The organism is Paraburkholderia eburnea (genome assembly GCF_002917095.1).
GTDB classification, from domain to species: domain Bacteria; phylum Pseudomonadota; class Gammaproteobacteria; order Burkholderiales; family Burkholderiaceae; genus Paraburkholderia; species Paraburkholderia eburnea.
This window is the reverse complement of the sequence record NZ_PQGA01000005.1, coordinates 162,388-185,176: the sequence shown is the minus strand read 5'-3', so window position 1 is coordinate 185,176 and position 22,789 is coordinate 162,388. Positions and strand designations below refer to the sequence as shown.

Annotated in this window: 18 protein-coding genes; 13 read left to right on the top strand and 5 right to left on the bottom strand. The window is 63.0% G+C overall.

The window, feature by feature from the left end; genetic code table 11:
* Nucleotides 1-4: 4 nt before the first annotated feature.
* Genes cyoA through cyoD form a run of 4 tightly spaced genes read left to right on the top strand, consistent with a single transcriptional unit; the run spans nucleotide 5 to nucleotide 3,874 of the window.
* Nucleotides 5-892, top strand: coding sequence for a ubiquinol oxidase subunit II (gene cyoA, locus B0G62_RS12910; protein ID WP_103704720.1), 888 nt, complete (start codon nucleotides 5-7; stop codon nucleotides 890-892).
* A gap of 7 nt (nucleotides 893-899) precedes the next feature.
* Nucleotides 900-2,933, top strand: coding sequence for a cytochrome o ubiquinol oxidase subunit I (gene cyoB / locus B0G62_RS12905; protein WP_103704575.1), 2,034 nt, complete (start codon nucleotides 900-902; stop codon nucleotides 2,931-2,933).
* Nucleotides 2,933-3,544, top strand: a complete 612-nt coding sequence (cyoC, locus tag B0G62_RS12900) for a cytochrome o ubiquinol oxidase subunit III (RefSeq protein ID WP_103704574.1) — start codon at nucleotides 2,933-2,935, stop codon at nucleotides 3,542-3,544. The genes cyoB and cyoC overlap by 1 nt, the downstream gene beginning before the upstream one ends.
* Nucleotides 3,545-3,874 (top strand): cytochrome o ubiquinol oxidase subunit IV, encoded by a 330-nt coding sequence (cyoD, locus tag B0G62_RS12895; protein ID WP_103704573.1) that lies wholly within the window; start codon nucleotides 3,545-3,547, stop codon nucleotides 3,872-3,874. It abuts the gene before it with no gap.
* A 131-nt stretch (nucleotides 3,875-4,005) separates the two neighbouring features.
* Here cyoD and B0G62_RS12890 read toward each other — a convergent pair whose 3' ends face one another.
* On the bottom strand, nucleotides 4,006-4,656 hold the full coding sequence (locus B0G62_RS12890) for an SGNH/GDSL hydrolase family protein (RefSeq protein ID WP_103704572.1): 651 nt from the start codon (nucleotides 4,654-4,656) through the stop codon (nucleotides 4,006-4,008).
* A gap of 157 nt (nucleotides 4,657-4,813) precedes the next feature.
* Between B0G62_RS12890 and B0G62_RS12885 the strand changes: the two genes are divergently transcribed.
* The 4 genes from B0G62_RS12885 to B0G62_RS12870 all read left to right on the top strand — a co-directional run bounded on the left by B0G62_RS12885 (nucleotide 4,814) and on the right by B0G62_RS12870 (nucleotide 7,992).
* A complete protein-coding gene (locus tag B0G62_RS12885) occupies nucleotides 4,814-5,416 on the top strand; it encodes a TetR/AcrR family transcriptional regulator (protein ID WP_103704571.1) in 603 nt (200 codons plus the stop codon).
* A gap of 219 nt (nucleotides 5,417-5,635) precedes the next feature.
* Nucleotides 5,636-6,319 carry a type 1 glutamine amidotransferase domain-containing protein gene (locus B0G62_RS12880; RefSeq protein WP_103704570.1) on the top strand — a complete coding sequence of 228 codons (684 nt, stop codon included), beginning with the start codon at nucleotides 5,636-5,638 and terminating at the stop codon, nucleotides 6,317-6,319.
* Between the two features lie 221 nt (nucleotides 6,320-6,540).
* Nucleotides 6,541-7,635, top strand: a complete 1,095-nt coding sequence (locus B0G62_RS12875) for an NADH:flavin oxidoreductase/NADH oxidase (RefSeq protein WP_103704569.1) — start codon at nucleotides 6,541-6,543, stop codon at nucleotides 7,633-7,635.
* A gap of 57 nt (nucleotides 7,636-7,692) precedes the next feature.
* On the top strand, nucleotides 7,693-7,992 hold the full coding sequence (locus B0G62_RS12870; RefSeq protein ID WP_103704568.1) for a putative quinol monooxygenase: 300 nt from the start codon (nucleotides 7,693-7,695) through the stop codon (nucleotides 7,990-7,992).
* Between the two features lie 88 nt (nucleotides 7,993-8,080).
* On the opposite strand, the gene adhP is transcribed toward B0G62_RS12870, so the two are convergent.
* Nucleotides 8,081-9,109 (bottom strand): alcohol dehydrogenase AdhP, encoded by a 1,029-nt coding sequence (adhP, locus tag B0G62_RS12865; RefSeq protein ID WP_103704719.1) that lies wholly within the window; start codon nucleotides 9,107-9,109, stop codon nucleotides 8,081-8,083.
* Nucleotides 9,110-9,412: 303 nt separating this feature from the next.
* Here adhP and B0G62_RS12860 point away from each other — a divergent pair, with 303 nt between their 5' ends.
* The 4 genes from B0G62_RS12860 to B0G62_RS12845 all read left to right on the top strand — a co-directional run bounded on the left by B0G62_RS12860 (nucleotide 9,413) and on the right by B0G62_RS12845 (nucleotide 19,341).
* Nucleotides 9,413-11,797 (top strand): tetratricopeptide repeat protein, encoded by a 2,385-nt coding sequence (locus tag B0G62_RS12860; RefSeq protein ID WP_103704718.1) that lies wholly within the window; start codon nucleotides 9,413-9,415, stop codon nucleotides 11,795-11,797.
* A gap of 198 nt (nucleotides 11,798-11,995) precedes the next feature.
* On the top strand, nucleotides 11,996-17,935 hold the full coding sequence (gene uvrA, locus B0G62_RS12855; protein WP_103704567.1) for an excinuclease ABC subunit UvrA: 5,940 nt from the start codon (nucleotides 11,996-11,998) through the stop codon (nucleotides 17,933-17,935).
* Between the two features lie 317 nt (nucleotides 17,936-18,252).
* Nucleotides 18,253-18,483: an H-NS family nucleoid-associated regulatory protein gene (locus tag B0G62_RS12850; protein WP_103704566.1), complete on the top strand. Its 231-nt coding sequence runs from the start codon at nucleotides 18,253-18,255 to the stop codon at nucleotides 18,481-18,483.
* Nucleotides 18,484-18,762: 279 nt separating this feature from the next.
* Nucleotides 18,763-19,341, top strand: coding sequence for an NnrU family protein (locus B0G62_RS12845; RefSeq protein ID WP_103704565.1), 579 nt, complete (start codon nucleotides 18,763-18,765; stop codon nucleotides 19,339-19,341).
* Between the two features lie 200 nt (nucleotides 19,342-19,541).
* On the opposite strand, the gene pcaG is transcribed toward B0G62_RS12845, so the two are convergent.
* Both pcaG and pcaH read right to left on the bottom strand, forming a co-directional pair.
* Nucleotides 19,542-20,132: a protocatechuate 3,4-dioxygenase subunit alpha gene (pcaG, locus tag B0G62_RS12840; protein WP_103704717.1), complete on the bottom strand. Its 591-nt coding sequence runs from the start codon at nucleotides 20,130-20,132 to the stop codon at nucleotides 19,542-19,544.
* Nucleotides 20,132-20,836 (bottom strand): protocatechuate 3,4-dioxygenase subunit beta, encoded by a 705-nt coding sequence (gene pcaH, locus B0G62_RS12835; RefSeq protein ID WP_103704564.1) that lies wholly within the window; start codon nucleotides 20,834-20,836, stop codon nucleotides 20,132-20,134. Before pcaH ends, pcaG begins: the two co-directional genes overlap by 1 nt.
* A 143-nt stretch (nucleotides 20,837-20,979) precedes the next feature.
* Between pcaH and pcaQ the strand changes: the two genes are divergently transcribed.
* On the top strand, nucleotides 20,980-21,975 hold the full coding sequence (pcaQ, locus tag B0G62_RS12830; protein ID WP_103704563.1) for a pca operon transcription factor PcaQ: 996 nt from the start codon (nucleotides 20,980-20,982) through the stop codon (nucleotides 21,973-21,975).
* 24 nt (nucleotides 21,976-21,999) lie between these two features.
* Here pcaQ and B0G62_RS12825 read toward each other — a convergent pair whose 3' ends face one another.
* Nucleotides 22,000-22,686: a helix-turn-helix domain-containing protein gene (locus B0G62_RS12825; RefSeq protein ID WP_103704562.1), complete on the bottom strand. Its 687-nt coding sequence runs from the start codon at nucleotides 22,684-22,686 to the stop codon at nucleotides 22,000-22,002.
* Nucleotides 22,687-22,789: the final 103 nt, after the last annotated feature.

The following is a 22,789-nucleotide window of genomic DNA, read 5'->3' as shown; positions in this document are numbered from 1 at the left end:
CGTGATGAAAAGAACAACCTTGCAAAGGTTATTGCTTCCCGTCAGCGCCGGATTGGCCATGTGTCTTTCCGGTTGCAATCTGGAAGTCCTCGACCCCAAAGGTAGCGTGGGCATGGCGGAAAAGTCGCTGATTGCGACCTCCACCTGGGCCATGCTGATCGTGGTTATCCCCGTGATCATCCTGACGTTGTGGTTCGCGTACCGCTATCGCGCCTCGAACCGTAACGCCACGTATGCGCCGAAATGGTCGCACTCGACGGCTATCGAAGTCGTCGTCTGGACCGTCCCGACGCTGATCATCCTGTTCCTCGCGGTGCTCACGTGGAAGACCACGCACGAGCTCGATCCTTACAAGCCGCTTGAATCGAACGTCAAGCCGATCAACGTCGAAGTGGTCGCGCTGGACTGGAAGTGGCTGTTCATCTACCCGGATCTGGGCATCGCCACGGTGAACCAGCTGGCCGTTCCGGTTGGCACGCCGGTGAACTTCAGCATCACGTCGGACTCGGTGATGAACTCGTTCTTCATCCCGCAACTGGGTACCCAGGTGTACGCGATGGCAGGCATGCAGACCCGTCTGCACCTGATCGCCGATCAAGCCGGCGACTACGCGGGTCTGTCGGCGAACTTCAGCGGCAAGGGCTTCTCGGACATGAAGTTCCGTACCCTCGCCACGAGCCAGCAAGACTTCGACGCATGGGTCCAGAAGGTGAAGGCGTCCTCGACGCAGCTTTCGATGGATCAATACGCGACGGTTGCGCAGCCGAGCGAGAAGGCACCGATTGAATACTTCTCGACGGTGGATCCGAAGCTCTTCAACAACATCATCGCGAAGTACAACAACGGCCATGTCACGAATTTCAGTGACCCGTCGTGCGTGACCAAGGGGTAAACCAGGCATGTTCGGAAAACTTACACTGGATGCCGTTCCGTATCACGAGCCGATTATTCTCGGCACGATGATCGGTATGGCGCTCATCGGCGCATTCGTGCTCGGTGGCATCACTTACCTCGGTAAGTGGAAATATCTGTGGACGGAGTGGCTGACGAGCGTCGACCACAAGCGTCTGGGCGTGATGTACATCGTGCTCGCCCTCATCATGCTGCTGCGCGGCTTCGCCGACGCCATCATGATGCGTACCCAGCTCGCGCTCGCGTACAACGCGCCGGGCTACCTCCCGCCGCACCATTACGACCAGATCTTCACGGCTCACGGTGTGATCATGATTTTCTTCATGGCCATGGCTTTCATGGTTGGCCTGATGAATATCGTGGTGCCGCTGCAGATCGGTGCACGCGACGTTGCGTTCCCGTTCCTGAACTCGCTGTCGTTCTGGATGACGGCCGTCGGCGCAATCCTGCTGATGATCTCGCTCGTCGTGGGTGAGTTCGCGATGACGGGCTGGCTGGCTTACCCGCCGCTTTCGGAGCTTGCGTATAGTCCAGGGGTCGGTGTCGACTACTACCTGTGGGCGCTGCAGATTTCGGGTGTCGGTACGCTGCTGACCGGCGTGAACTTCTTCGTCACCATCATCAAGATGCGCGCTCCCGGCATGACGATGATGAAGCTGCCGGTGTTCACGTGGACGGCGCTGTGCACGAACGTGCTGATCATGGCTGCGTTCCCGATCCTGACCGTCACGCTCGCGCTGCTGGGCCTCGACCGCTATATCGGCACGCACTTCTTCACGAATGACGGCGGCGGCAACGCCATGCTGTACCTGAACCTGATCTGGGCCTGGGGTCACCCCGAGGTGTACATCCTGATCCTGCCGGCGTTCGGTGTGTTCTCGGAAGTCGTCGCGACCTACGCGAAGAAGCCGCTGTTCGGCTACAAGGCCATGGTGTACGCAACCTGCGCGATCATGGTGCTGGCGTTCGTCGTGTGGCTGCACCACTTCTTCACGATGGGTTCGGGCGCTGACGTCAACGCGTTCTTCGGTATCGCCACGATGATCATCTCGATCCCGACGGGCGTGAAGATCTTCAACTGGCTGTTCACGATCTACCGCGGTCGCCTCGAGTTCAACTCGTCGGTGCTGTGGACGCTCGGCTTCATGGTCACCTTCACCATCGGCGGCATGACCGGCGTGATGATGGCGATCCCGGGCGCGGACTTCGTGCTGCACAACTCGCTGTTCCTGATTGCTCACTTCCACAACGTGATCATCGGCGGCGTGCTGTTCGGCTACCTGGCCGGCTTCAACTACTGGTTCCCGAAGGCGTTCGGCTTCAAGCTCGACGAAAAGCTGGGCAAGCGTGCGTTCTGGTTCTGGCTCGTTGGCTTCTACGTTGCCTTCACGCCGCTGTACGTGCTGGGCTTCATGGGCGCAACCCGCCGTCTGAACCACTACGACAATCCGGCATGGCATCCGTGGATGATCATCGCGTGGGTTGGCGCCGTGCTCGTGGCAATCGGTATCGCTCACCAGCTGATGCAGCTGTACGTGTCGATCCGCGACCGCAACCTGCCGGAAAACCGTGACGTGACGGGCGATCCGTGGGGTGGCCGTACGCTGGAATGGTCGATCTCGTCGCCGCCGCCGTCGTACAACTTCGCGATCATCCCGCACGTGTCGGAACTCGATGAGTTCCAGCATCTGAAGGACACCGGCCGCGAGACCGTGGACGTCGCGAACACGCATTACACCGACATTCACATGCCCTCGAACACGAGCGCAGGTCTGTTCATCGGTTTCTTCAGCCTGGTGCTCGGCTTTGCTGGCATCTGGCACATCTGGTGGCTCATGATCGTTGGCTTTATCGGCATCGTCGGTACGGCAATCGCTTACAGCTTCCAGAAGAACGAAGGCTATTACATCCCGGCCGCCAAGGTCCGGGCGGACGAAGAAGCGCGTAGTCGCGCACTGGCCAAGGCGTTTGCTGCCAAGCAACGCGGCGGCAAGGTTGAAGAAGCACTGGAGGCCAACTGATGTTGACGAAAACTGGTGCGGCCGCACTCGCGGAGCACGATCACCACGATCACCCGCCGTCACACTCGGTGTTCGGTTTCTGGCTGTACCTGATGACCGACTGTATTCTGTTCGGCACGCTGTTCGCAGTGTTCGCCGTGATGCAGAACCAGTTCGCGGGCGGCCCGAGCGGCAAGGACCTGTTCGACATTCAGGGCGTCGCGATGGAAACGGCAGTGCTGCTGCTGTCGTCCATCACGTACGGCTTCGCGATGATCGGCGCGCACAAGCAGCGCAAGGGTCAAGTGCTGGTCTGGCTGGCGATCACCTTCCTGCTGGGCGCAACGTTCCTGTATTTCGAACTGCATGAATTCGCGCACATGATCGCCGAAGGCAACGGTCCGCAACGCAGCGCGTTCCTGTCGTCGTTCTTCACGCTGGTTGCCACCCACGGTATCCACGTGACGTTCGGCATGATCTGGATGGTCGTCCTGATGGTGCAGACGCTGAAGGCGCCGGAACTGGGCGATCGCGAAGTTCGCCGCCTGTCGTGCCTCAGCCTTTTCTGGCACTTTCTGGACATCGTCTGGATCTGCGTGTTCTCCTTTGTCTACCTTGCGAGCGTGATTTAAATGAGTGCTCATCCTATCCACGAAGAAGAAAGCCACGGCAGCTTCGGCGGCTATCTGGCCGGTTTCATCCTGGCGGTGGTGCTCACGGCAGCATCGTTCTGGGTGGTCCTGAATGGCGGCTTCCCGCGTGAAACCGCGTTGCTCGGCCTGGCTGCACTGGCAGTCGTGCAGATCGTGGTCCACCTCGTGTTCTTCCTGCATATGAACACGTCGTCGGGCCAGCGCTGGAACGTGACCGCGTTCGGCTTTACGGTCATGACGGTGTTGATCGTCGTGGTCGGTACGCTGTGGGTCATGCACAACGTCAGCATGAACATGATGTCGCGTTAATCTGCGCATCGCGCTGGTCCCGCAGTTGTCGCGGGATAAGCCAAAAACGCCGCCTGGGTTTGCGCCCGGCGGCGTTTTTCTTTTTGGCGGCGGTTGTTTCGTTTCGGAAAAGCGTGCGCTTTCAGGGTGACTCAGGCGCCGAAGCGATGTCGCACGGTCTCCGCCACGGCCTTGCCGAGCTTGTGATGCTGATCGGCTTCATAGTGAATGCCGTCGACTGGGCTGACTTTGGCAAACTCGCCCGCATCGAGAAACGCCGAGCCGAACTTCACGGCCACGCGCTCATACAGCGGGGCGAGCAGGCGCGATTTCGCCGCGCCGCCCGTGAAGATTTCGCCGAGAAAGCCGATCTCCTCGATGGGCACGGGCGACATCAGCAGCACATGAGGCGTCGCGCCACCGGGACCCGCGCGGCAGGCGACCAGCGTTTCCAGCAGCACGCCCACGGAGTTGGCGATATCGGCGGGCGTGACGGAGAAGCGCGCCTTGAGATCGTTGGTGCCGAGCATGAGCACAACGACGTCGACCGGCAACTGGCTCTCGAGGCACGGGCGCAAATACGCGAGGCCGTTCTTGTGGTGTCCCTCGATCGGATCGTCGTGAACCGTGGTGCGCGCCGGCAGGCCTTCCTCGATGACCTGCCAGCCGTCACCGAGCGCCGTGGCCAGCACGCCCGGCCAGCGCTCGGCGGGGGCGAAGCGTTCGAGCACGCCCGGGAGATTGAGCGGCCTGGTGCCGTGGGTGTTTGAATCGCCGTAACAAAGCAGGGTACGTAACGACATGGATGGCTCTCCTGATGGTGAGTTTCCGATGCGAAATTTCCAGCCGTCGTGCGTTTTCTGGTGCGCAAACGCGGACGCCGGGCTGGTTCATAAAGCCACTTCATGAGTCGGGAGATTACTAGACGACTGGTCTAATCCACCTGTAACATGGCAACCCATGAACGCAGCGCCAGCCGTCGAAGTACGGCAACACATCCTCGATACCGCCATGCCCATCATTCTGGGCAAGGGCTTTTCGGCCGTCGGTCTCAACGAGATCCTCGCGACCGCGGGCGTCCCCAAAGGGTCGTTCTATCACTATTTCGGTTCGAAAGAGGCGTTTGGCGAAGCATTGCTGACGTTGTATTTCACCGAATATGCGGAACGTCTCGAAGAGCAGCTCGTGCAGCGGGGTGGCTCGCCGGTCGAGCGCCTGATGGGCTATTTCGAGGAGTGGCGCACGATGCAGTGCGCGGATGGCCCCGACGGCAAGTGCCTCGCGGTGAAGCTGGGCGCCGAAGTGAGCGACCTGTCCGAGCCGATGCGCGCAGTGCTGCGCCGTGGTACCGAAGAGATCATCCGGCGCATCGCGGTCTGTATCGATGAAGCCTGCAACGACGGGTCGCTGACGGGCGTGAGCGATGCGTCGTCGACCGCTGCAACGCTCTACGAACTGTGGCTGGGCGCGACGCTGATGGAGAAAATCCGCCGCGACCGCAGCCCGCTCGATGCCGCGATGACGACCACGCGGCAGCTTTTGAATCTGCCGCGCGCCGCCTGAGTCGCATTTGAGCCGCGACGGCGGCGCCAGGGCGTAACCAATACGCCACATCGCGCCATATCGCGCCACATCGGCATGACATCATCGTTCGGACGCCCGTGAGCGGGCGTCGTCATGAAGAGTCGTGCCATGCGGCAAGTAACTAGACGACCGGTCTAATTGAGGCCGGTTTCAATGGATGCGCGAGCGTCCCGGCATCATCGACAAGAGGAAATATCGATGAACGTACTGATCGTTTTGACTTCGCACGACCAGCTCGGCAACACGGGCAAGAAGACGGGGTTCTGGCTCGAGGAATTTGCCGCCCCTTACTTCGCACTGCGCGACGCAGGCGCGCAGATCACGCTGGCGTCGCCCAAGGGCGGCCAGCCGCCGCTCGACCCGAAAAGCAGCGATCCGTCGGCGCAGACCGATGCCACACGCCGCTTCGATGCGGACCCCGCCGCCCGCGCAGAACTTTCCAATACGAAACGTCTCGCCGATGTCGACGCAAACGACTTCGACGCGGTGTTCTATCCCGGCGGTCACGGCCCGCTTTGGGATCTCGCTGAAGATCCGCAGTCGATCGCGCTGATCGAAAAGACCCTCGCGGCAGGCAAGCCGGTCGCGGCGGTGTGCCATGCGCCGGGCGTGCTGCGTCACGTGAAGGGCGCGGATGGCCGTTCGATCGTGGCCGGCAAGAATGTGACCGGTTTCGCGAACAGCGAAGAAGACGCGGTGCAACTGACCGACGTGGTGCCGTTCCTCGTCGAGGACATGCTCAAGGCGAACGGCGGCAACTACTCGAAGGCCGCCGATTGGGCGCCGCACGTCGCAATCGATGGTCTGCTCATCACCGGGCAGAATCCCGCATCGTCCGAGCCGGTCGCCGAGGCGCTGCTCGCTTTGCTGGGCAAGAAGTAAGCGCGCTTTATCTCACTTTCCTTTACGCAACTCTGGGTGCCGCACGATACGCGGCCGTGGAGCGTTTTTTGTCGCTCGCCGTGACGACGCGTGCGCAAAGGAAATCCTGATTTCTTCAATTCAGCACGGGGCGCGCTGATTGCGGCCCGTGTCAGCCGATTTTTTCAAGCGTGCGAGCCACAGGCTGAATGCCGGCTCGCGCCGATCAAGGAGTGCCGTAGATGTCCGCATTGTTCGAACCGTTCAAGCTCAAAGATGTATCCCTGCGCAACCGCATCGCGGTTCCGCCGATGTGCCAGTATATGGCTGTCGATGGCGTAATCAACGACTGGCACCACGTCCACTACGCGCAGATCGCGCGCGGCGGCGCGGGCCTGGTGATTGTCGAAGCGACGGCGGTGTCGCCGGAAGGCCGCATCACGCCGGGCTGCACGGGTATCTGGAATGACGAGCAGGCCAAGGCCTTCGCGCCGAGCGTCGCCGCCATCAAGGCCGCGGGCGCGGTGCCCGGCATCCAGATCGCACACGCAGGCCGCAAGGCAAGCGCAAACCGTCCGTGGGAGGGCGACGACCATCTCGCGGAAGGCGACGCACGCGGCTGGCAGACCATCGCGCCGTCCGCGATCCCGTTCGGCGCGCATCTGCCGAAGGTGCCGCAAGCGATGACGCTCGACGACATCGCGCGCGTGCGCGAAGACTTCGTCGCTGCGGCGAAGCGCGCGCTGGACGCCGGTTTCGAGTGGCTCGAACTGCACTTCGCGCATGGTTACCTGGCTCAAAGCTTCTTCTCGGAGCACTCGAACCAGCGCACCGATGCTTACGGCGGCAGCCTTGAAAACCGCAGCCGTTTCCTTCTGGAAACGCTCGCCGCCGTGCGCAAGGTCTGGCCGGAACATCTGCCGCTGACGGCACGTTTTGGCGTGATCGAATACGATGGCCGCGACGAGCAGACGCTTGCCGAATCGATCGAACTCGCGAAGAACTTCAAGCGCGAAGGTCTGGATATGCTGAGCGTGAGCGTCGGCTTCTCGACGCCGACCGCGCAGATTCCGTGGGCGCCGGCCTTCCTCGCGCCGATCGCGCAGAAAGTGCGTCGCGCCGCCGGTCTGCCGGTGTCGTCGGCATGGGGTATCGGCACGCCGGAACTGGCGGAGCGCTCGGTCGCTTCGGAGCAGCTCGATCTGGTGATGGTCGGCCGCGCGCATCTTGCGAATCCGCATTGGCCGTACTTCGCTGCGCAGGAACTGAAGGTGGATCGCGCCGCATGGACGCTGCCGGCGCCGTATGCTCACTGGCTCGAACGCTACAAGGGTTAAGCCGCGTAGTGGCAGAAATTGCCGATTGGAAATTTCATTGACGATAAGGATATCTTGATGAGCATTTATCTCTTTGCAAGCCTCACGCCGAAGGCCGAGCATGCCGCCGACCTCGAAGCGGAACTGCGTCACATGGTGGCGGAAACGCGCAAGGAAGCGGGCAACCGCCGTTACGACCTGCTGCGTCGCGCGGATGGTTCGCCAGGCTTTCACATTTACGAAACCTATGTGGATGAAGCAGCGGTGCAAGCGCACCGCGACAGCGCGCACTACGTCGCGTTTCGCGGCAAGATCGGCGACTGGCTGGCCGAGCCGGTCGACGTCAAGGCTCTGTTGGGCGTGGATATCGCGGCATGAGATTGACGCGCTAAGCGCAGTCGATTGAGAAGCGCCGGGGAGACGTATTTCCCCGGCGCTTTTGTTTTTGCCGCGCGGAATAAGGGCTTCAGTTCGCGAAGTCGAGCACCACGCGGCCTTCGATCGCGCCGCGTTCCATGCGTGCGAAAACGTCGTTGATGTTTTCGAGCCGGTTGGTGCTGACGGTTGCCTTGACCTTGCCTTCCTGCGCGAACATCAGCGATTCTTCCAGATCGAGCCGCGTGCCGACGATCGAGCCGCGCACCGTCACACCGCTCAACACCATGTCGAAAATCGGCAGCGGAAAATCGCCGGGCGGCAGACCGTTGAGCGAGACCGTGCCGCCACGCCGCACCATGCCTAATGCCTGCGAAAATGCGATGGGCGAAACGGCTGTGACGAGCACGCCATGCGCGCCGCCAATTTCCTTCTTCAGATAAGCCGCCGGGTCGGTGGTTTTCGCATTGACCGTTACCGTGGCGCCAAGCCGTTTCGCAAGCTCAAGTTTCGTATCGTCAACATCGACGGCGGCGACGTTGAGGCCCATTGCGCGCGCGTATTGCACCGCCATGTGCCCAAGTCCTCCCACGCCGGAAATGACGACCCAGTTACCCGGGCGCGTATCGGTCACTTTCAGGCCTTTATAGACCGTGACACCCGCACAAAGCACCGGAGCGATGTCGATGAAGCTCACGCCCTTCGGCAGCAGGCCCACGTAATTCGCATCGGCTTTCGCGTATTGCGCGAAGCCGCCGTTGACCGAATAGCCGGTGTTCTTCTGCTGCTCGCAAAGCGTTTCCCAACCGCCAAGACAATGCTCGCAATGACCGCACGCGGAGTAGAGCCAGGGAATGCCCACGCGGTCGCCTTCCTTCACATGCTTGACGCCGCTGCCCACACCCACTACGAATCCGACGCCTTCGTGGCCCGGAATGAAGGGCGGTTGTGGCTTGACGGGCCAGTCGCCGTGCGCGGCGTGCAAGTCGGTATGACACACGCCGCAGGCTTCGATCTTCACGACGAGTTCGCCGGGGCCCGGCTCCGGAATTGCCACTTCTTCGATTACCAACGGCTTGCCAAATGTACGGACCACGGCTGCCTGCATTGTCTTGCTCATCATCGGGCTCCTGTTTGCGAGGGCGGGGTACAGGTGCTTCCATGAGGCGGGCGTTGCACCTGCGCAATCATGCTTTCGTTACTCTTTCAGTGTGCCAAATTGTGTGAGGCAATGCGTTGACTCTGCGCGTGTCATATCGACGCAAAGCCATAATCAAGTTACCTAACGAGTGCCTTTTGAATGAGTTATTAGATTGCACTACGAAGAAAATGTTGGCTTTCTGATTGAAGGGTTGTCAGGCGTTCGATGCCGGACACATTGGACGATTACAATGGTCGTTTTCTCATCGACCCGTGCGTCCGGATGCAGATCGAAGAACTTTTCCAGCAGGCACACGAACGGCATATCGCCGGCGATTTTTCTGCCGCTCACGAGATTTATAGCCGTATCGTCGAACTTGACCCTTTGCACGGACCCGCGCATTTTCGCCTCGCCGTGATCGCGCTCCAGCAGGGCCGCTTTCAGGATGCAATCGTTGGGCTTACGAGAGCCCTCGAAATCGAACCGGATAATCGGCGCTATCGCGAGGCATTGGGGCAGGCATATGCGTTTGCGCATCGACATGCGGATGCGGCCTCGGTTTATCGCACTTTGCTGGAGGCAGACGCGAGCGACCCCGATCACTGGTTTGGACTCGCCAGCGCGTTGCAGGCGCAGGGCGCACACCACGATGCCGCGCAGGCATGGGAAGCGCTCACGCAACGCGATCCGCAGCGCGCCGATGCGTTCAACAATCTCGGCAATTGCCGTCGTTTGCTCGGCGAAGCGGAGCACGCGCAAAATGCCTATGAGCGCGCGCTCGCGGCGCAGCCAGGTAATGTCGAAGCGCTCGTGAATCTGGGTACGCTGCTGCGCTCACAGGGGCAGCATGCGCAAGCGCTGGCGATGCTGCGCGAAGCCGTGGCGGGCTCGCCTGATTCGACCGCGGCGCTCGTGAATCTCGGCGCGCTGCTGCTCGATGAAGGCGATCCGCAAGAGGCCGCCAACGTGCTCGAACGCGCGCTGAAGATCGCGCCGGATTTCGCGCACGCGGCCTACAACTACGGCAACGCGCTACACGCGTTGGGCCGACGGCGCGAGGCGCAGGCGCAGTATCGGCACGCATTGACGATCGACGCTGCCCATGCCGAGGCGGCCAACAATCTCGGCAACGTGTGTCGCGAACTGGCCGAGCACAAGGCCGCGATGGATGCATTCGAAACAGCCATTCGCGCGCGGCCCGATTTCGTCGATGCGTGGAACAACGCGGCCAATCTGCAGCGTGCGCTGGGCCATCACGACAGGGCGTGCGAGCTGCTGCGCAAGGCGCTTGAACTCGCGCCGGAGCATTCGCCCACACTCAACAATCTCGGCAATGTATTGAAGGATCGCGGCGAGCTTGACGACGGCGTCGCGTGTTTCGAGCGCGCCGTAAAGAGCGATCCGGACAATCTCACCGCGCACAGCAATCTGCTCTACGCGCTCTCGTTCCAGTCTGCCTCGCCCGAAGCCATTCTCGCGCAGGCACGGCGCTGGTCGGCGCAACACGAAGCGCCGTTGCGCACGGTGCGTTTTTCGCACACACCGAAAGATATGCAAGGACGCCGGTTGAGAATTGGTTATGTCTCGGCGGATTTTCGTGAGCATTGCCAGGCATTGTTCATGACGCCGCTGCTTTCGCATCACGATAGAAGCCGCTTCGAGATCCACGCGTATTCGAGCGTCGTGCGGCCCGATGAAGTTACCGCGCGTCTTGCGACTCATGTGGACGCATGGCACGACGTGCGCCAGCTCAACGACGCCGCGCTTGCGGAGAAAATTCACGCGGATGGCATCGACATCCTTGTCGACCTCACGATGCATATGGCCGACGGCCGGCCATTGCTGTTCGCGCGGCGGCCAGCGCCGGTTCAGGTTGCATGGCTGGCCTATCCCGGCACGACGGGCATCGACGCGATCGGTTACCGGTTCACCGATCCGCATCTCGATCCGCCTTCGTTCGAGGCGCACTACACCGAACGCACGATCCGTCTGCCCGACACGTTCTGGTGCTACGACCCGCTCGCACGCGAGCCGGCCGTCAACGCGTTGCCCGCAAAGCAGGCGGGTCACGTTACACTTGGCAGCCTGAACAATCCCTGCAAATTGACGGAGTCGACGCTCGAATTGTGGTCGCGCGTGTTCGCCGCTTTGCCCGATGCGCGCCTGATATTGATGGCCGCACCGGGTGAAGCCCAGCAGCGCCTGGCTGCCCGCCTGGCGCGTCACGGCATCGACCCGGCGCGCGTGCGTTTCGTGCCGTTCCAGCCGCGCGAAGCCTATTTGCGTACCTACCACGAGATCGACCTCGCCATCGACACGCTGCCGTACAACGGCCATACCACGACGCTCGACGCGCTCTGGATGGGGGTGCCGGTGGTGACGCGCGTCGGGGCGACCTGCGCCGGCCGCGCTGGCCTGTCCCAACTGGCGAATCTGGGACTCGATTCGCTCGCCGCGTTCTCCGACGAGGATTTCGTGCAGACCGTGGTTTCGCTTGCCACTTATCTGCCCCGTCTCGCCCATCTGCGTGCGAGCTTGCGCGCGCGAATGCAAGCGTCGCCGCTCATGGACGGAGCGCGTTTTGCGCGCGGTATGGAAAGTGCGTACGAGACGATGTGGCGCGAGTGGGCGGACGCCGGAGTGGGTGGGGCGCATACCGCTTCGTGATGCAACTGGCCGGATGGCTTGGGTGATCCCGCTGACTTGCGGGCCCGGAAGCCATTCCTGCAGCCTTTAAGCACGCGCCCAACATGCTGTATAAATATACAGTAAAATCTCAAATACTCTGCCCGCCCGATCGGGCCGAAAGCGGCCGGGCCACTGCCCGGTTCCCACGCCTGTGATCCATCCGGAATGCCAGCGCAAGTGAGCGATAATCGATCCATCAGAATCCGCGGTGCCCGCCAGCACAACCTCAAGAACCTCGATCTCGACCTGCACACCGGCGAAATGACGGTGGTGACCGGGCCGTCCGGCTCGGGCAAGTCCAGTCTCGTGTTCGACACCCTTTACGCGGAAGGGCAGCGCCGTTACGTCGAAACCTTCAGTGCGTATGCACGCCAGTTTCTCGACCGCATGGACCGGCCGCAGGTCGATCGCGTCGACGGTGTCCCGCCTGCCATCGCCATCGACCAGACCAATCCCGTGCGCAGCTCGCGCTCGACGGTCGGCACGATGACCGAACTGAACGACCATTTGAAGCTGCTGTACGCGCGCGCCGCGAATCTGTTCGATCGCGTCACGGCGCAGCCGGTGCGGCACGACACGCCGGAGACGATCTACGCCGAACTGCGCGCGCGCACGGCGGTGGGCGACCCGCGTCTGGTGGTGACGTTCCCGGTCGAACTGCCGGACACGACGACCGAAGAAGAAGTCCAGCAATGGCTGTCCGCGAGCGGTTACACGCGCGTGCAGGCGCAACGCGAAGTGAAAACCGCCGACGGCACGCGCAAGGTCCTCGACGTGGTGGCCGATCGTTTCCGGTTGCAGAATGCCGAAAAAAGCCGCGTGGTCGAGGCGATCGAGGCGTCCCTCAAACGTGGCGCGGGGCGTGTGAACATTTATGTCGTATCGGAAACCGACGCCGCGAGCGAAGTTTCCGATACGAAATCCGAGCCGCAGATCTGGCGTTTCTCCACGGGCCTGCATTGCCCGGATAGCGATCTGCGCTATGCGGACCCGCAACCGGCGCTGTTTTCGTTCAATTCGGCTTATGGTGCCTGCGAGGTGTGCCGCGGTTTCGGCCGGGTGATCGGCGTGGATTGGGGGCTGGTGATTCCCGATGCGCGCAAGTCGTTGCGCGGCGGGGCGATCAAGCCGCTGCAAACGCCTGCGTGGAAGGAGTGTCAGGACGACCTGATGCGTTATGCCGCCAAGGCGGGCATTCCGCGCGATACCGCATGGTCGGAACTCACGCAGGAGCAACGCGACTGGGTAATCAATGGCGTGCCGGACTGGAAAGGCAACTGGCAATCGCAGTGGTACGGCGTGAAGCGCTTTTTCCAGTATCTGGAGTCCAAAGCGTACAAGATGCACATTCGCGTGCTGCTGTCGAAATACCGCAGCTATACGCCATGCGAAACCTGCGGCGGCGCGCGTCTCAAGACGGAAGCCTTGCAGTGGCGTCTAGGCACGCAGGAAAACGCGGACGACGTGCTCGCGCCCGCTGCACGCTTCCTGCCGCATGGCGTGGACTGGTCGCGCGCGCAACTGGAGGCGCTGCCCGGTTTGACGCTGCACGACGTGATGATGCTGCCGATCGAGCGCATCCGCCGCTTCTTCGACAATATTTCGCTATCTTCGGCACTCCTTGACGATGCGCTCAAGCTGTTGCTCGCCGAGGTGCGCACGCGCCTCAAGTACCTGTGCGATGTGGGGCTGGGCTATCTCACGCTCGACCGCCAGAGCCGCACGCTCTCGGGCGGCGAAGTGCAGCGGATCAACCTGACCACGGCGCTCGGCACCTCGCTGACCAAGACGCTGTTCGTGCTCGACGAGCCGAGCATCGGGCTGCATCCGCGCGACCTGAACCGCATCGTCGAAGCCATGCATCGCCTGCGCGACGCGGGCAATACGCTGGTGGTCGTCGAGCACGATCCCTCCGTGATGCTGGCCGCCGATCGCCTGATCGACATGGGACCAGGGCCGGGCGAGCGCGGCGGCACGATCGTCTATGACGGCACGCCCAACGATATTCGTTCGTCGGGCACGCTCACCGGCGAATACCTGGGCGGGCATCGCGCGGTGGCCGACGCCTCGCACTGGGAGCGCCGTCCTGTCGATGCGAAGACGCCCAGCCTTTTGCTCGAAGGCGCGAGCGAACACAATCTGCGTGACGTGACCGTGCAGATTCCTCTGCAGCGTCTCGTCTGCGTGACGGGCGTGTCGGGCTCGGGTAAATCGACGCTCGTGCAGGACGTGCTTTATCCGGCGCTGGCGCGCCATCTTGGCAAGGCGACGGAGTCGCCGGGCATCTATCGCGCGCTGACGGGCGCGGAGCAGATCACGGACGCCGTGTTCGTCGATCAGTCGCCCATTGGCAAGACTGCGCGTTCGAACCCGGCCAGCTATGTTGGCGCGTTCGATGAAATCCGCAAGCTGTTCGCCAAGGCGCCGCTCGCAAAGCAGCGCGGCTACTCCGCGGGTATGTTCAGCTTCAACTCCGGCGAGGGCCGTTGCCCGACCTGCGGCGGTTCGGGCTTCGAGCACATCGAAATGCAGTTCCTGAGCGACGTCTATCTGCGTTGCCCGGACTGTGACGGCAGCCGCTATCGCCCGGAAGTGCTCGAAGTGAAGATCGAGCGCGGTGGTCGCACGTTGTCGGTCGCTGACGTGCTGGACCTGACCGTGAGCGAAGCGGCGCAATGCTTCGCTGAGGATGCCGAAGTATTGCGCGTGATCCAGCCGATCGTCGATGTGGGCCTCGAATACGTGAAGCTCGGCCAACCCGTGCCGACGCTCTCGGGCGGCGAGGCGCAGCGCCTGAAACTCGCGGGCTATCTCGCGGAGACGGCGCAGGCGCGCGGCAAGGACAAGGCGGCAGGCGGGCGTCTCTTCATGTTCGACGAGCCCACCACGGGCCTGCATTTCGACGACATTGCGAAGCTGATGCGCGCGTTCGGCAAGCTGCTGGCGGGCGGTCATTCGCTGCTCGTCATCGAGCACAATCTCGACGTGATCCGCGCGGCGGACTGGCTGATCGACCTCGGCCCCGAAGGCGGCGATGCGGGCGGCGAAGTCGTCTGCGTGGGCACGCCCGACGACGCGATCGCCTGTCCGCGCTCGCACACCGGCGCGGCGCTGGAGCGCTATGAAGCAGCGCTTGGCCGCGGCGTCGAACCGGTTCTGGCGGAAGAAGAGGGCGTTGCGCTGCAGACCGCCATGCGCGCCGCACAGGCGCGCCGCGAGATTCAGGGCGAGGACGTCGTGCGGATCGTGAATGCGCGCGAGCATAACCTCAAGGCGCTCGACGTCGATATTCCGCATGGCCGTTTCAATGTCATTACGGGCGTGTCGGGCTCGGGCAAATCCACGCTCGCGTTCGATATCCTGTTTCATGAGGGGCAGCGCCGCTATCTGGAGTCGCTGAACGCTTACGCGCGCTCGATCGTGCAGCCCGCGGGCCGCCCCGAGGTCGATGCCGTGTATGGCATTCCGCCCACGGTCGCGATCGAGCAGCGTCTGTCGCGTGGCGGGCGCAAGAGCACGGTGGCGACCACGTCCGAGGTGTGGCACTTCCTGCGGCTGCTGTACGTGAAGCTCGGCATGCAGCATTGCGTGCACGACGGCACGCCGGTCACGTCGCAGAGCGCCGATGCGATCGTCGCGCAATTGTTGCGCGAGCATCGAGGTCAGCATGTGGGCCTGCTCGCACCGCTCGTGGTGAACCGCAAGGGCGTCTATACCGATCTCGCCAAATGGGCGAAGGCGCGCGGCAATACGCATCTGCGCGTCGATGGCGAATTCGTGCCCGTCGCGCCGTGGCCGAAGCTCGACCGCTTCCGCGAACACACCATCGAACTGCCGGTCGGCGATCTCGTGATCGAGCCTGAAAACGAGGCCCAATTGCGCCAGATGCTCGAACAGACGCTGGAGGCGGGCAAGGGCGTCGTGCATCTGCTCGCACCGCTCGACGGTCTCGACAACGCGCTCGGCAATGGCGCATCGACGTCGCATATCGGCGCGGTGAAGGTGCTCTCGACGCGGCGCGCCTGCCCCGTGTGCGGCACGAGCTATCCCGAACTCGATCCGCGCATGTTCTCGTACAACAGCAAGCACGGCTGGTGCACGACCTGCGTGGGTACGGGTCTCGCGCTCACGCGCGAACAGCGCGCCGTCTATGACGATACGGTGATGGCCGCCGACGATCGGGGCCGCGAACAGACGCTGCCTTCGGAAGAGCAGGAGCCCGAAGGAATGGCGGACGAACCGTGCCCGGATTGCCACGGTACGCGCCTGAATCCCGAGGCGCGTGCGGTGACCTTCGACGAACATGCGATCGTCGAAGTCGCGCAATGGACCGTGGCCGATACGCGCCGCTGGATCGAATCGCTCGAACTGAATGGCCGCGACGCGCAGATCGCGCGCGACGTCATCAGCGAAATCCGCAGCCGTCTGCAGTTCCTCGAAGAAGTCGGGCTGGGTTATCTGAGTCTCGATCGCGCCGCACCGAGTCTTTCGGGCGGCGAGGCGCAGCGCATTCGTTTGGCCGCGCAGCTTGGCAGCAATCTGCAGGGCGTCTGCTATGTGCTCGATGAGCCGACCATCGGGCTGCATCCGCGCGACAACCAGATTCTGCTCAATGCGCTGCGCAATCTCGGCGACAAGGGCAATACGCTCGTTGTGGTCGAGCACGACGAAGACACGATTCGGCGCGCCGATCACATCATCGATATCGGGCCGAGCGCGGGCAAGCGCGGCGGCCGCGTGGTCGCGCAAGGCACGGTCGCGGATCTCGCGGCGCAGCCCGATTCGCTCACGGGCCGCTATCTCGCGCATCCGATCGTGCATCCGCTGCAGCCGCGCCGCGAAGTGAAGCCGGCGCGCGCGGGCCATGAGGCCGTGCCCGCGCAATGGCTCACCGTGCATGGCGGCAAGCTGCACAATCTGCGCGATGTGACCGCGCAGATTCCGCTCGGGCGCCTCGTGGCGATTACGGGTGTCAGCGGTTCCGGCAAGTCCACGCTCGCGCGCGATGTGCTGCTGTCCAATCTGCTCGACGCGGTGGGTCGGTCGGTGCTGTCGTCGCCGGCGGTGCGGCGCGCGCGCAAGTCCGCGAAAGAAAGCACGCCGAGCGCCGCCGAACGCCGTTCGAGCGTGCTCGCGCGCACCAGCGCGAAGCCGAAGCTCGACGTTACACATGTGTGGCAGGGCTGCGATTCGATCAGCGGATGGGAAAGCATCGACCGCGTGCTCGAAGTCGATCAGACGCCGATCGGCAAGACGCCGCGTTCGTGTCCCGCCACCTATATCGGCGTGTGGGATGCGATTCGTCGTTTGTTCGCCGATACGCTGGAAGCGCGGGCGCGCGGCTATAGCGCGTCGCGTTTCTCGTTCAACACGGGCGACGGGCGCTGTCCCGCCTGCGAAGGCCAGGGAGTCCGAACGATCGGGATGAGCTTCCTGCCCGATGTGAAAGTGCCCTGCGATGTCTGTCATGGCCAGCGCTTCAATCCGGAAACGCTGGCGGTGTCGTGGCGCGGCCGGAACATCGGCGAAGTGCTGACGATGGAAATCGACGAGGCCGTCGAGTTCTTCGGCTCGATTACGAGCATTTCGCATCCGCTGCAATTGATGAAGGATGTGGGGCTCGGCTATCTCACGCTCGGCCAGCCGTCGCCGACGCTCTCGGGCGGCGAGGCGCAGCGCATCAAGCTCGTGACCGAACTGTCGAAGGTGCGCGACGACATCACGCGGCGCGGGCAGAAAGCGCCGCATACGCTCTACGTGCTCGACGAGCCGACCGTCGGCCTGCATATGGCCGATGTCGCGCGCCTCATTCGCGTGCTGCATCGCTTGGCCGACGGGGGCCATAGCGTGGTCGTGATCGAGCACGATCTCGACGTGATCGCCGAAGCCGACTGGATCATCGATCTCGGTCCCGAGGGCGGTGTGGGCGGCGGCACGATCGTCGGCGCGGCCGACCCCGAAGGACTCGTGAAGGTGGCGGCGAGCCATACGGGCGTGGCGCTCAAACCGGTGCTCGCGCGCACGGCGTCCGACGCACCGCAGATCGAGGCGGCGGCGCTCGAGGTTGCGGGCAAACCAGAGGGCGCCAGGCGGCGCGCGGCGGCGTCCCAGGGGTAACCCCGCCGGAGGGCCGAAAACGACGCCTGCAACGGCTTTAAATGGCCCGCGCAGGCGTCAAATCGCTTGATCTGGGCGGCGCCAGCAAGGTATGATGGGCTCCGCTTGCAGCAAACAGCCGCGCACCTTTGCGGCACATTCTGGCGAGCGGAGCAGCGGACCTCAGATCCCCTCCGACCGGCCACGGATTCCACCTCCTGGTCACCTCATCAGTGCAGCAAGGCTTCGCGCTAGATAGCGAAGCCTTTGTCTTTTCAGGGCAGACGATTCGATATCGATCGGCGCCTTGCCCTTGGCGATGCGAGAGGAATTAACCGATGTTCGACCTCGACAGTGAGGCGCGCGAACGTCTCATCCTGTGGATTAAACGCCGCATGGACGAGTACGGCATTACGCTCGAAGTTCTTGAATCATCAATTGCAGAAAGCGAACGGCTTCCGAAGTACCGCGACGCATATGGCAACTCCTGGAATGGAGAAGGCGATATGCCGAGCTGGCTGTTGCGTTATAAGCATGCGGGTCAGGATATCGAGCATTTCCGCTGCTAGCGGAACGGCCACCGCGTTGCGCACGGCGGCTCCATTCAGAGTAAGCGGTACGACTGCTGAACATTCGTTTGGCTAATTTTGACTTCCGATATTTTTTCAGCGGTGTTTTAAAATACCTTTCGACGCATATTGCCCATTTAATCAATGGCGCTTCGCATCCGTGCATCCCGTGTTTGTGCCGCGCTTGTTCTGAAGCGGATTAAACAGGCTCGGGCCCGCGTTGTGGAATAAGCGCCATAATCGTGCTCGTTGCAGCCTGGCGGCTGCAGGGAGGCGGATATGGCGTTACTGCTCGTTGGGCTCGTGATATTTATCGGCGTGCATTCGATTCGTGTGCTGGCCGCGCCGTGGCGCGCCGCGCAGATCGAGCGTTTCGGCTTGCGGGCGTGGCGGGGCGTCTTCGCGCTGCTCTCGATTCTCGGCATCGTGCTGAGCGTCATCGGCTATGGCCTCGCGCGCCGCTATCCGGTCCCTGTCTGGCTGCCGCCGTTCGGCATGGCGCACGTCACCGGCTTGCTCACCGCCATCGCATTCGTGATGATGACGGCGGCCTACGTGCCCGGCAATCACATCAAACGCGCGCTGGGCCAGCCGTTCGTGAGCGGCGTGGCGCTCTGGGCGTTCGCGCATCTGCTCGCCAACGGCACGCTGCACGCGATGCTGCTCTTCTTCGTTTTTCTCGTCTGGTCGCTGGTCGAAATCCGCGCGGGGCGCAGGCGCGACCGCGAGGCCGGCGTCGTCTACGCATCAGGCACCGTCGCGCACGACGTACTGGTGGTGGTCATCGGCCTCGTGGCGTGGGCCGTGTTCGCGTTCTGGCTGCATGGACTGCTGATCGGCGTGCGGCCTTTCGGCTGAGATGCTATTCGCCGGCGTCATTCGTTTGTTCCACTCGATCGGCGCCACAAAAAAAGAAGCCTGCTCATGGCAGGCCTCATCAAGGTACAGCTCGGAGTTCCGCGATCAGATCGCAGTGATAGCGATCTTAGGGCCGGTTCATGAAAGGCGCGTGAAAGTACGCGCGAAAGTCATGAGCCGTGCGCTCGCGGCGCCGTGCATCAGAGATCGAAGAACACGGTTTCGCCTTCGCCCTGCATGCGGATATCGAAGCGATACACGATATTGCCGGCCTGCTCGCTGCGGCGCGCGATCAGCGTATTGCGGCGCGCTTCGGGCACCGAGGCGAGCACCGGATCGGCTGCGTTCGCCTCGGCTTCGTCGTCGAAATAGATGCGCGTGAACGTGTGTGTGAGCATGCCGCGCATCATCACGATCACATTGATATGCGGCGCTTCGCCAGCGTTTTCGCGGCCGGGTTTCACCGTGCGCACGACGAAGCGCTGCTCCGGATCCGTGCCGGTGCCCACGCGCGCGAAGCCGCGAAAGCCCGTTTCGGCCACTTGCGCGCGCGAGCCGGGATAGTGACCTTGCGCGTCGACCTGCGAGAACTCCAGCATCGCGTCGAACACGGGCTTGCCGTCACCGTCGATCACGTGTCCCATCAGCGTGATGTGTTCGCCGGGCGTTTGGGAGCCAGCCAGTTCGGGCGTAAACAGGCTCTTGAAGTCGAAGTTGTACTGCTGCGGGCAGAGGCCGTAGGCGAAGTACGGGCCGACGGTTTGCGAAGGCGTTTCCTTGAGTGCCATGATCAACGCTCCGTGGGGGTCTGGTTCGGGCCGCGCAGCACGATGTCGAATTCGTAGCCGAGTGCGTAGCTGTCTTCGGTGGTATCGAGCGAGAAGCGCGAAATCATGCGCTCGCGCGCCTGCTCGGGCGTGCCTTGATAAATCGGATCGAACGCGAGCAGCGGGTCGCCCGGGAAATACATCTGCGTCACGAGGCGCGAGCCGAAGTAATCGCCGAACAGCGAGAAGTGGATGTGCTGCGGGCGCCACGCGTTGGGGTGATTGCCCCACGGATAGGCACCCGGCTTGATCGTGAGGAAGCGGTAACGGCCCTCGTTATCCGTCACGCAACGGCCTGCGCCGAGGAAGTTCGGATCGAGCGGCGCGTCGTGCTGATCCTGCTTGTGAACGTAGCGTCCTGCTGCGTTGGCCTGCCAGATTTCCACGAGCGTGTTGCGCACCGGCTTGCCGCCGTCGTCGAGCACACGACCGGTGACGATGATGCGCTCGCCCAGCGGCTCGCCGTTGCGCGCGGCATTGCGCGTGAGGTCGTGATCGAGTGCGCCGAGATCTTCCGCGCCATAAACGGGCGCGTGCAGATTGCGCAGCTTTTCCTTCAGCGGAATCAGCGGCAGCGTCGGGCCACGTTTGACCGAGGAGCGATACGGGGGATAGACATACGCCGGATGCGAATCGAAGTCGCGCGGCGACAGGATGGACTCGTCCATGGTGGGGTGTCTCCTGGCAGGATTTGTGGGAAGAAGTTTTTTGCCGCGTGGCGCACAGTCGCATCGCGAGCACGCAGCCACTTTATCCAATGCGAAAAGTTATGCAAAATGACGTTTTATCGTGTCTCGTATAACCAATTGTTATGCAAAACCGGCTTGCTGACTCGCGCGTCAAATTTCGCCATCTCCAGTGTTTTCTTGCCGTTGCGCAGTTCGGCAGCGTGCAGCAGGCAGCGCAGAGCCTGTCGATTACCCAGCCCGCCGTTTCCAAGACGATCGCCGAACTCGAAGCGGCGCTCGGCGTGAAGTTGTTCGAGCGCGGCCGGCACGGTGCGGTGCCCACGCGTGAGGGGCAGCTTTTCATGCCGCATGCGAGCGCGTGTGTGAGCGCGCTGCGTCAGGGCGTGGCGCTGCTCGCGCGCGAGGAGGGGGCGGTGGCGGCGACGCTCGATATCGGCGTGCTGCCGACGGTGGCGACGGCGCTCCTGCCTTCCGCGCTGCGCGGCTTCACCGGCGACTGGCCGCGCGTGAGCGTGCGGCTGGTGACGGGGGCCAACGCGGAATTGCTCGAATTGCTGAAGGCGGGCGCGATCAGTTTCGCGCTCGGGCGGCTCTCGGACCCCGAACGCATGGTGGGGCTGAGTTTCGAACAGCTCTACAACGAGCCGCTTGCGGTGGTCGTGCGCAAGGGCCATCCGCTTGTCGCGGAGCCCGATGCGGCGCGCTCACTCGCACCTTTCCCTACGCGGTTTCCGCTGGTGCTGCCGCCCTTCGGCACCCTGATCCGCCAGGCGGCGGACAGCCTGCTGGCGGCGTGGGGCGCGCCGCCACTTACCTCGTTTGTCGAGTTGCTGTCGGTTTCGGTCGGGCGAGCACTGGCGCTCGAGAACGACGCAGTCTGGTTCGTGCCGTCGGGCGCTGTCGAATACGATCTGCGCGAGGGCACGCTGGTGCGCTTGCCCTTGCCGAGCGCGGGAGGCGAGGAACCCGTCGGCCTGATTCAGCGCACCGATACGCAGCCGACGGCGGCCGGGCGAGCCTTGATGGATGCGGTGAGGCAGTCGGCGCGCGAGAGGGCCGGAGCGCAGGCTTCTGTGACGGTGAAAAAGGGGCGTTCGCGCGGCGGAAGCAAGGCGTGATGTGGGTCTGTGGCGCGACCGCCTTCACGCCGTCGAAAGTTTCCTTTTGGAACGCGACGATTTGCTGGTCGCAGCGGGCGCGATCGTTGTGGCCTCGGCGGCTTCCAGCGCGCCCGGCACGGTTTCGCCGGTGGACATCCAGAGCACCACGGCGTCCTCCTTGCTGGTGGACACGGCATAGTGGCCGGTGCGGCTATCGAAGTACAGGCTGTCGCCCGCCTCCAGATGCGTAGGCGTATAAAGCTCCGTATGCAGGCATACACTGCCGCTGATCACGTAGATGAATTCCTCGCCTTCGTGGCGCCCCCAGTCGTCGAACGCGTCGGCCGAATGCGCCGTGATGCGCACCAGAAAGGGCAGCATGGCCTTGTGAGCGAGTTCGGTGGCGAGCAACTCCATCGAGTAGCCGCGATACGCGTGCGGTTTGCCCGCGCCACGCCGGGTGAGCGCCCTGCGACCACCCGAGTCCAGCTTCGGCGTCGAGCCGAACAGTTCGCCCAGATCGATCTTCAAGCCCGCGACGATTTTCTGCAGCACGTCGAAGGTGGGCGACATCAGCCCGTTTTCGATTTTCGACAGCGTCGAGCGCGAAACACCGCACACGCGGCTGGCGTGCTCGATCGTCAGATCCTGGGCGAGGCGCGCGGCGCGGACGCGGCGTCCGAGATCCGCTGTCGATGAGGCGGCCGATTGCGTGAGCGTGGTGTCCATGGGCGGCAAGCGTGAGAAAGCATTCTGGAGTGTTCTGGCACGTTTCCGATCATAGCAAAGCGTCGCCTTTCGGAAACATCGGCCAAATGGCTAACGTTTGCAA

What these genes read in the sequence shown, in the direction of transcription:
- cyoB (WP_103704575.1), top strand. Translation starts at nt 900, where the DNA reads ATGTTCGGAAAACTTACACTGGATGCCGTTCCGTATCACGAGCCGATT.
- B0G62_RS12880 (WP_103704570.1), top strand. Translation starts at nt 5,636, where the DNA reads ATGAACGTACTGATCGTTTTGACTTCGCACGACCAGCTCGGCAACACG.
- B0G62_RS12850 (WP_103704566.1), top strand. Translation starts at nt 18,253, where the DNA reads ATGTTCGACCTCGACAGTGAGGCGCGCGAACGTCTCATCCTGTGGATT.
- B0G62_RS12890 (WP_103704572.1), bottom strand. Translation starts at nt 4,656, where the DNA reads ATGTCGTTACGTACCCTGCTTTGTTACGGCGATTCAAACACCCACGGC.
- cyoD (WP_103704573.1), top strand. Translation starts at nt 3,545, where the DNA reads ATGAGTGCTCATCCTATCCACGAAGAAGAAAGCCACGGCAGCTTCGGC.
- cyoC (WP_103704574.1), top strand. Translation starts at nt 2,933, where the DNA reads ATGTTGACGAAAACTGGTGCGGCCGCACTCGCGGAGCACGATCACCAC.
- B0G62_RS12870 (WP_103704568.1), top strand. Translation starts at nt 7,693, where the DNA reads ATGAGCATTTATCTCTTTGCAAGCCTCACGCCGAAGGCCGAGCATGCC.
- B0G62_RS12885 (WP_103704571.1), top strand. Translation starts at nt 4,814, where the DNA reads ATGAACGCAGCGCCAGCCGTCGAAGTACGGCAACACATCCTCGATACC.
- B0G62_RS12845 (WP_103704565.1), top strand. Translation starts at nt 18,763, where the DNA reads ATGGCGTTACTGCTCGTTGGGCTCGTGATATTTATCGGCGTGCATTCG.
- B0G62_RS12875 (WP_103704569.1), top strand. Translation starts at nt 6,541, where the DNA reads ATGTCCGCATTGTTCGAACCGTTCAAGCTCAAAGATGTATCCCTGCGC.
- B0G62_RS12860 (WP_103704718.1), top strand. Translation starts at nt 9,413, where the DNA reads ATGCAGATCGAAGAACTTTTCCAGCAGGCACACGAACGGCATATCGCC.
- cyoA (WP_103704720.1), top strand. Translation starts at nt 5, where the DNA reads ATGAAAAGAACAACCTTGCAAAGGTTATTGCTTCCCGTCAGCGCCGGA.
- adhP (WP_103704719.1), bottom strand. Translation starts at nt 9,109, where the DNA reads ATGAGCAAGACAATGCAGGCAGCCGTGGTCCGTACATTTGGCAAGCCG.
- pcaH (WP_103704564.1), bottom strand. Translation starts at nt 20,836, where the DNA reads ATGGACGAGTCCATCCTGTCGCCGCGCGACTTCGATTCGCATCCGGCG.
- B0G62_RS12825 (WP_103704562.1), bottom strand. Translation starts at nt 22,686, where the DNA reads ATGGACACCACGCTCACGCAATCGGCCGCCTCATCGACAGCGGATCTC.
- pcaQ (WP_103704563.1), top strand. Translation starts at nt 20,980, where the DNA reads ATGCAAAACCGGCTTGCTGACTCGCGCGTCAAATTTCGCCATCTCCAG.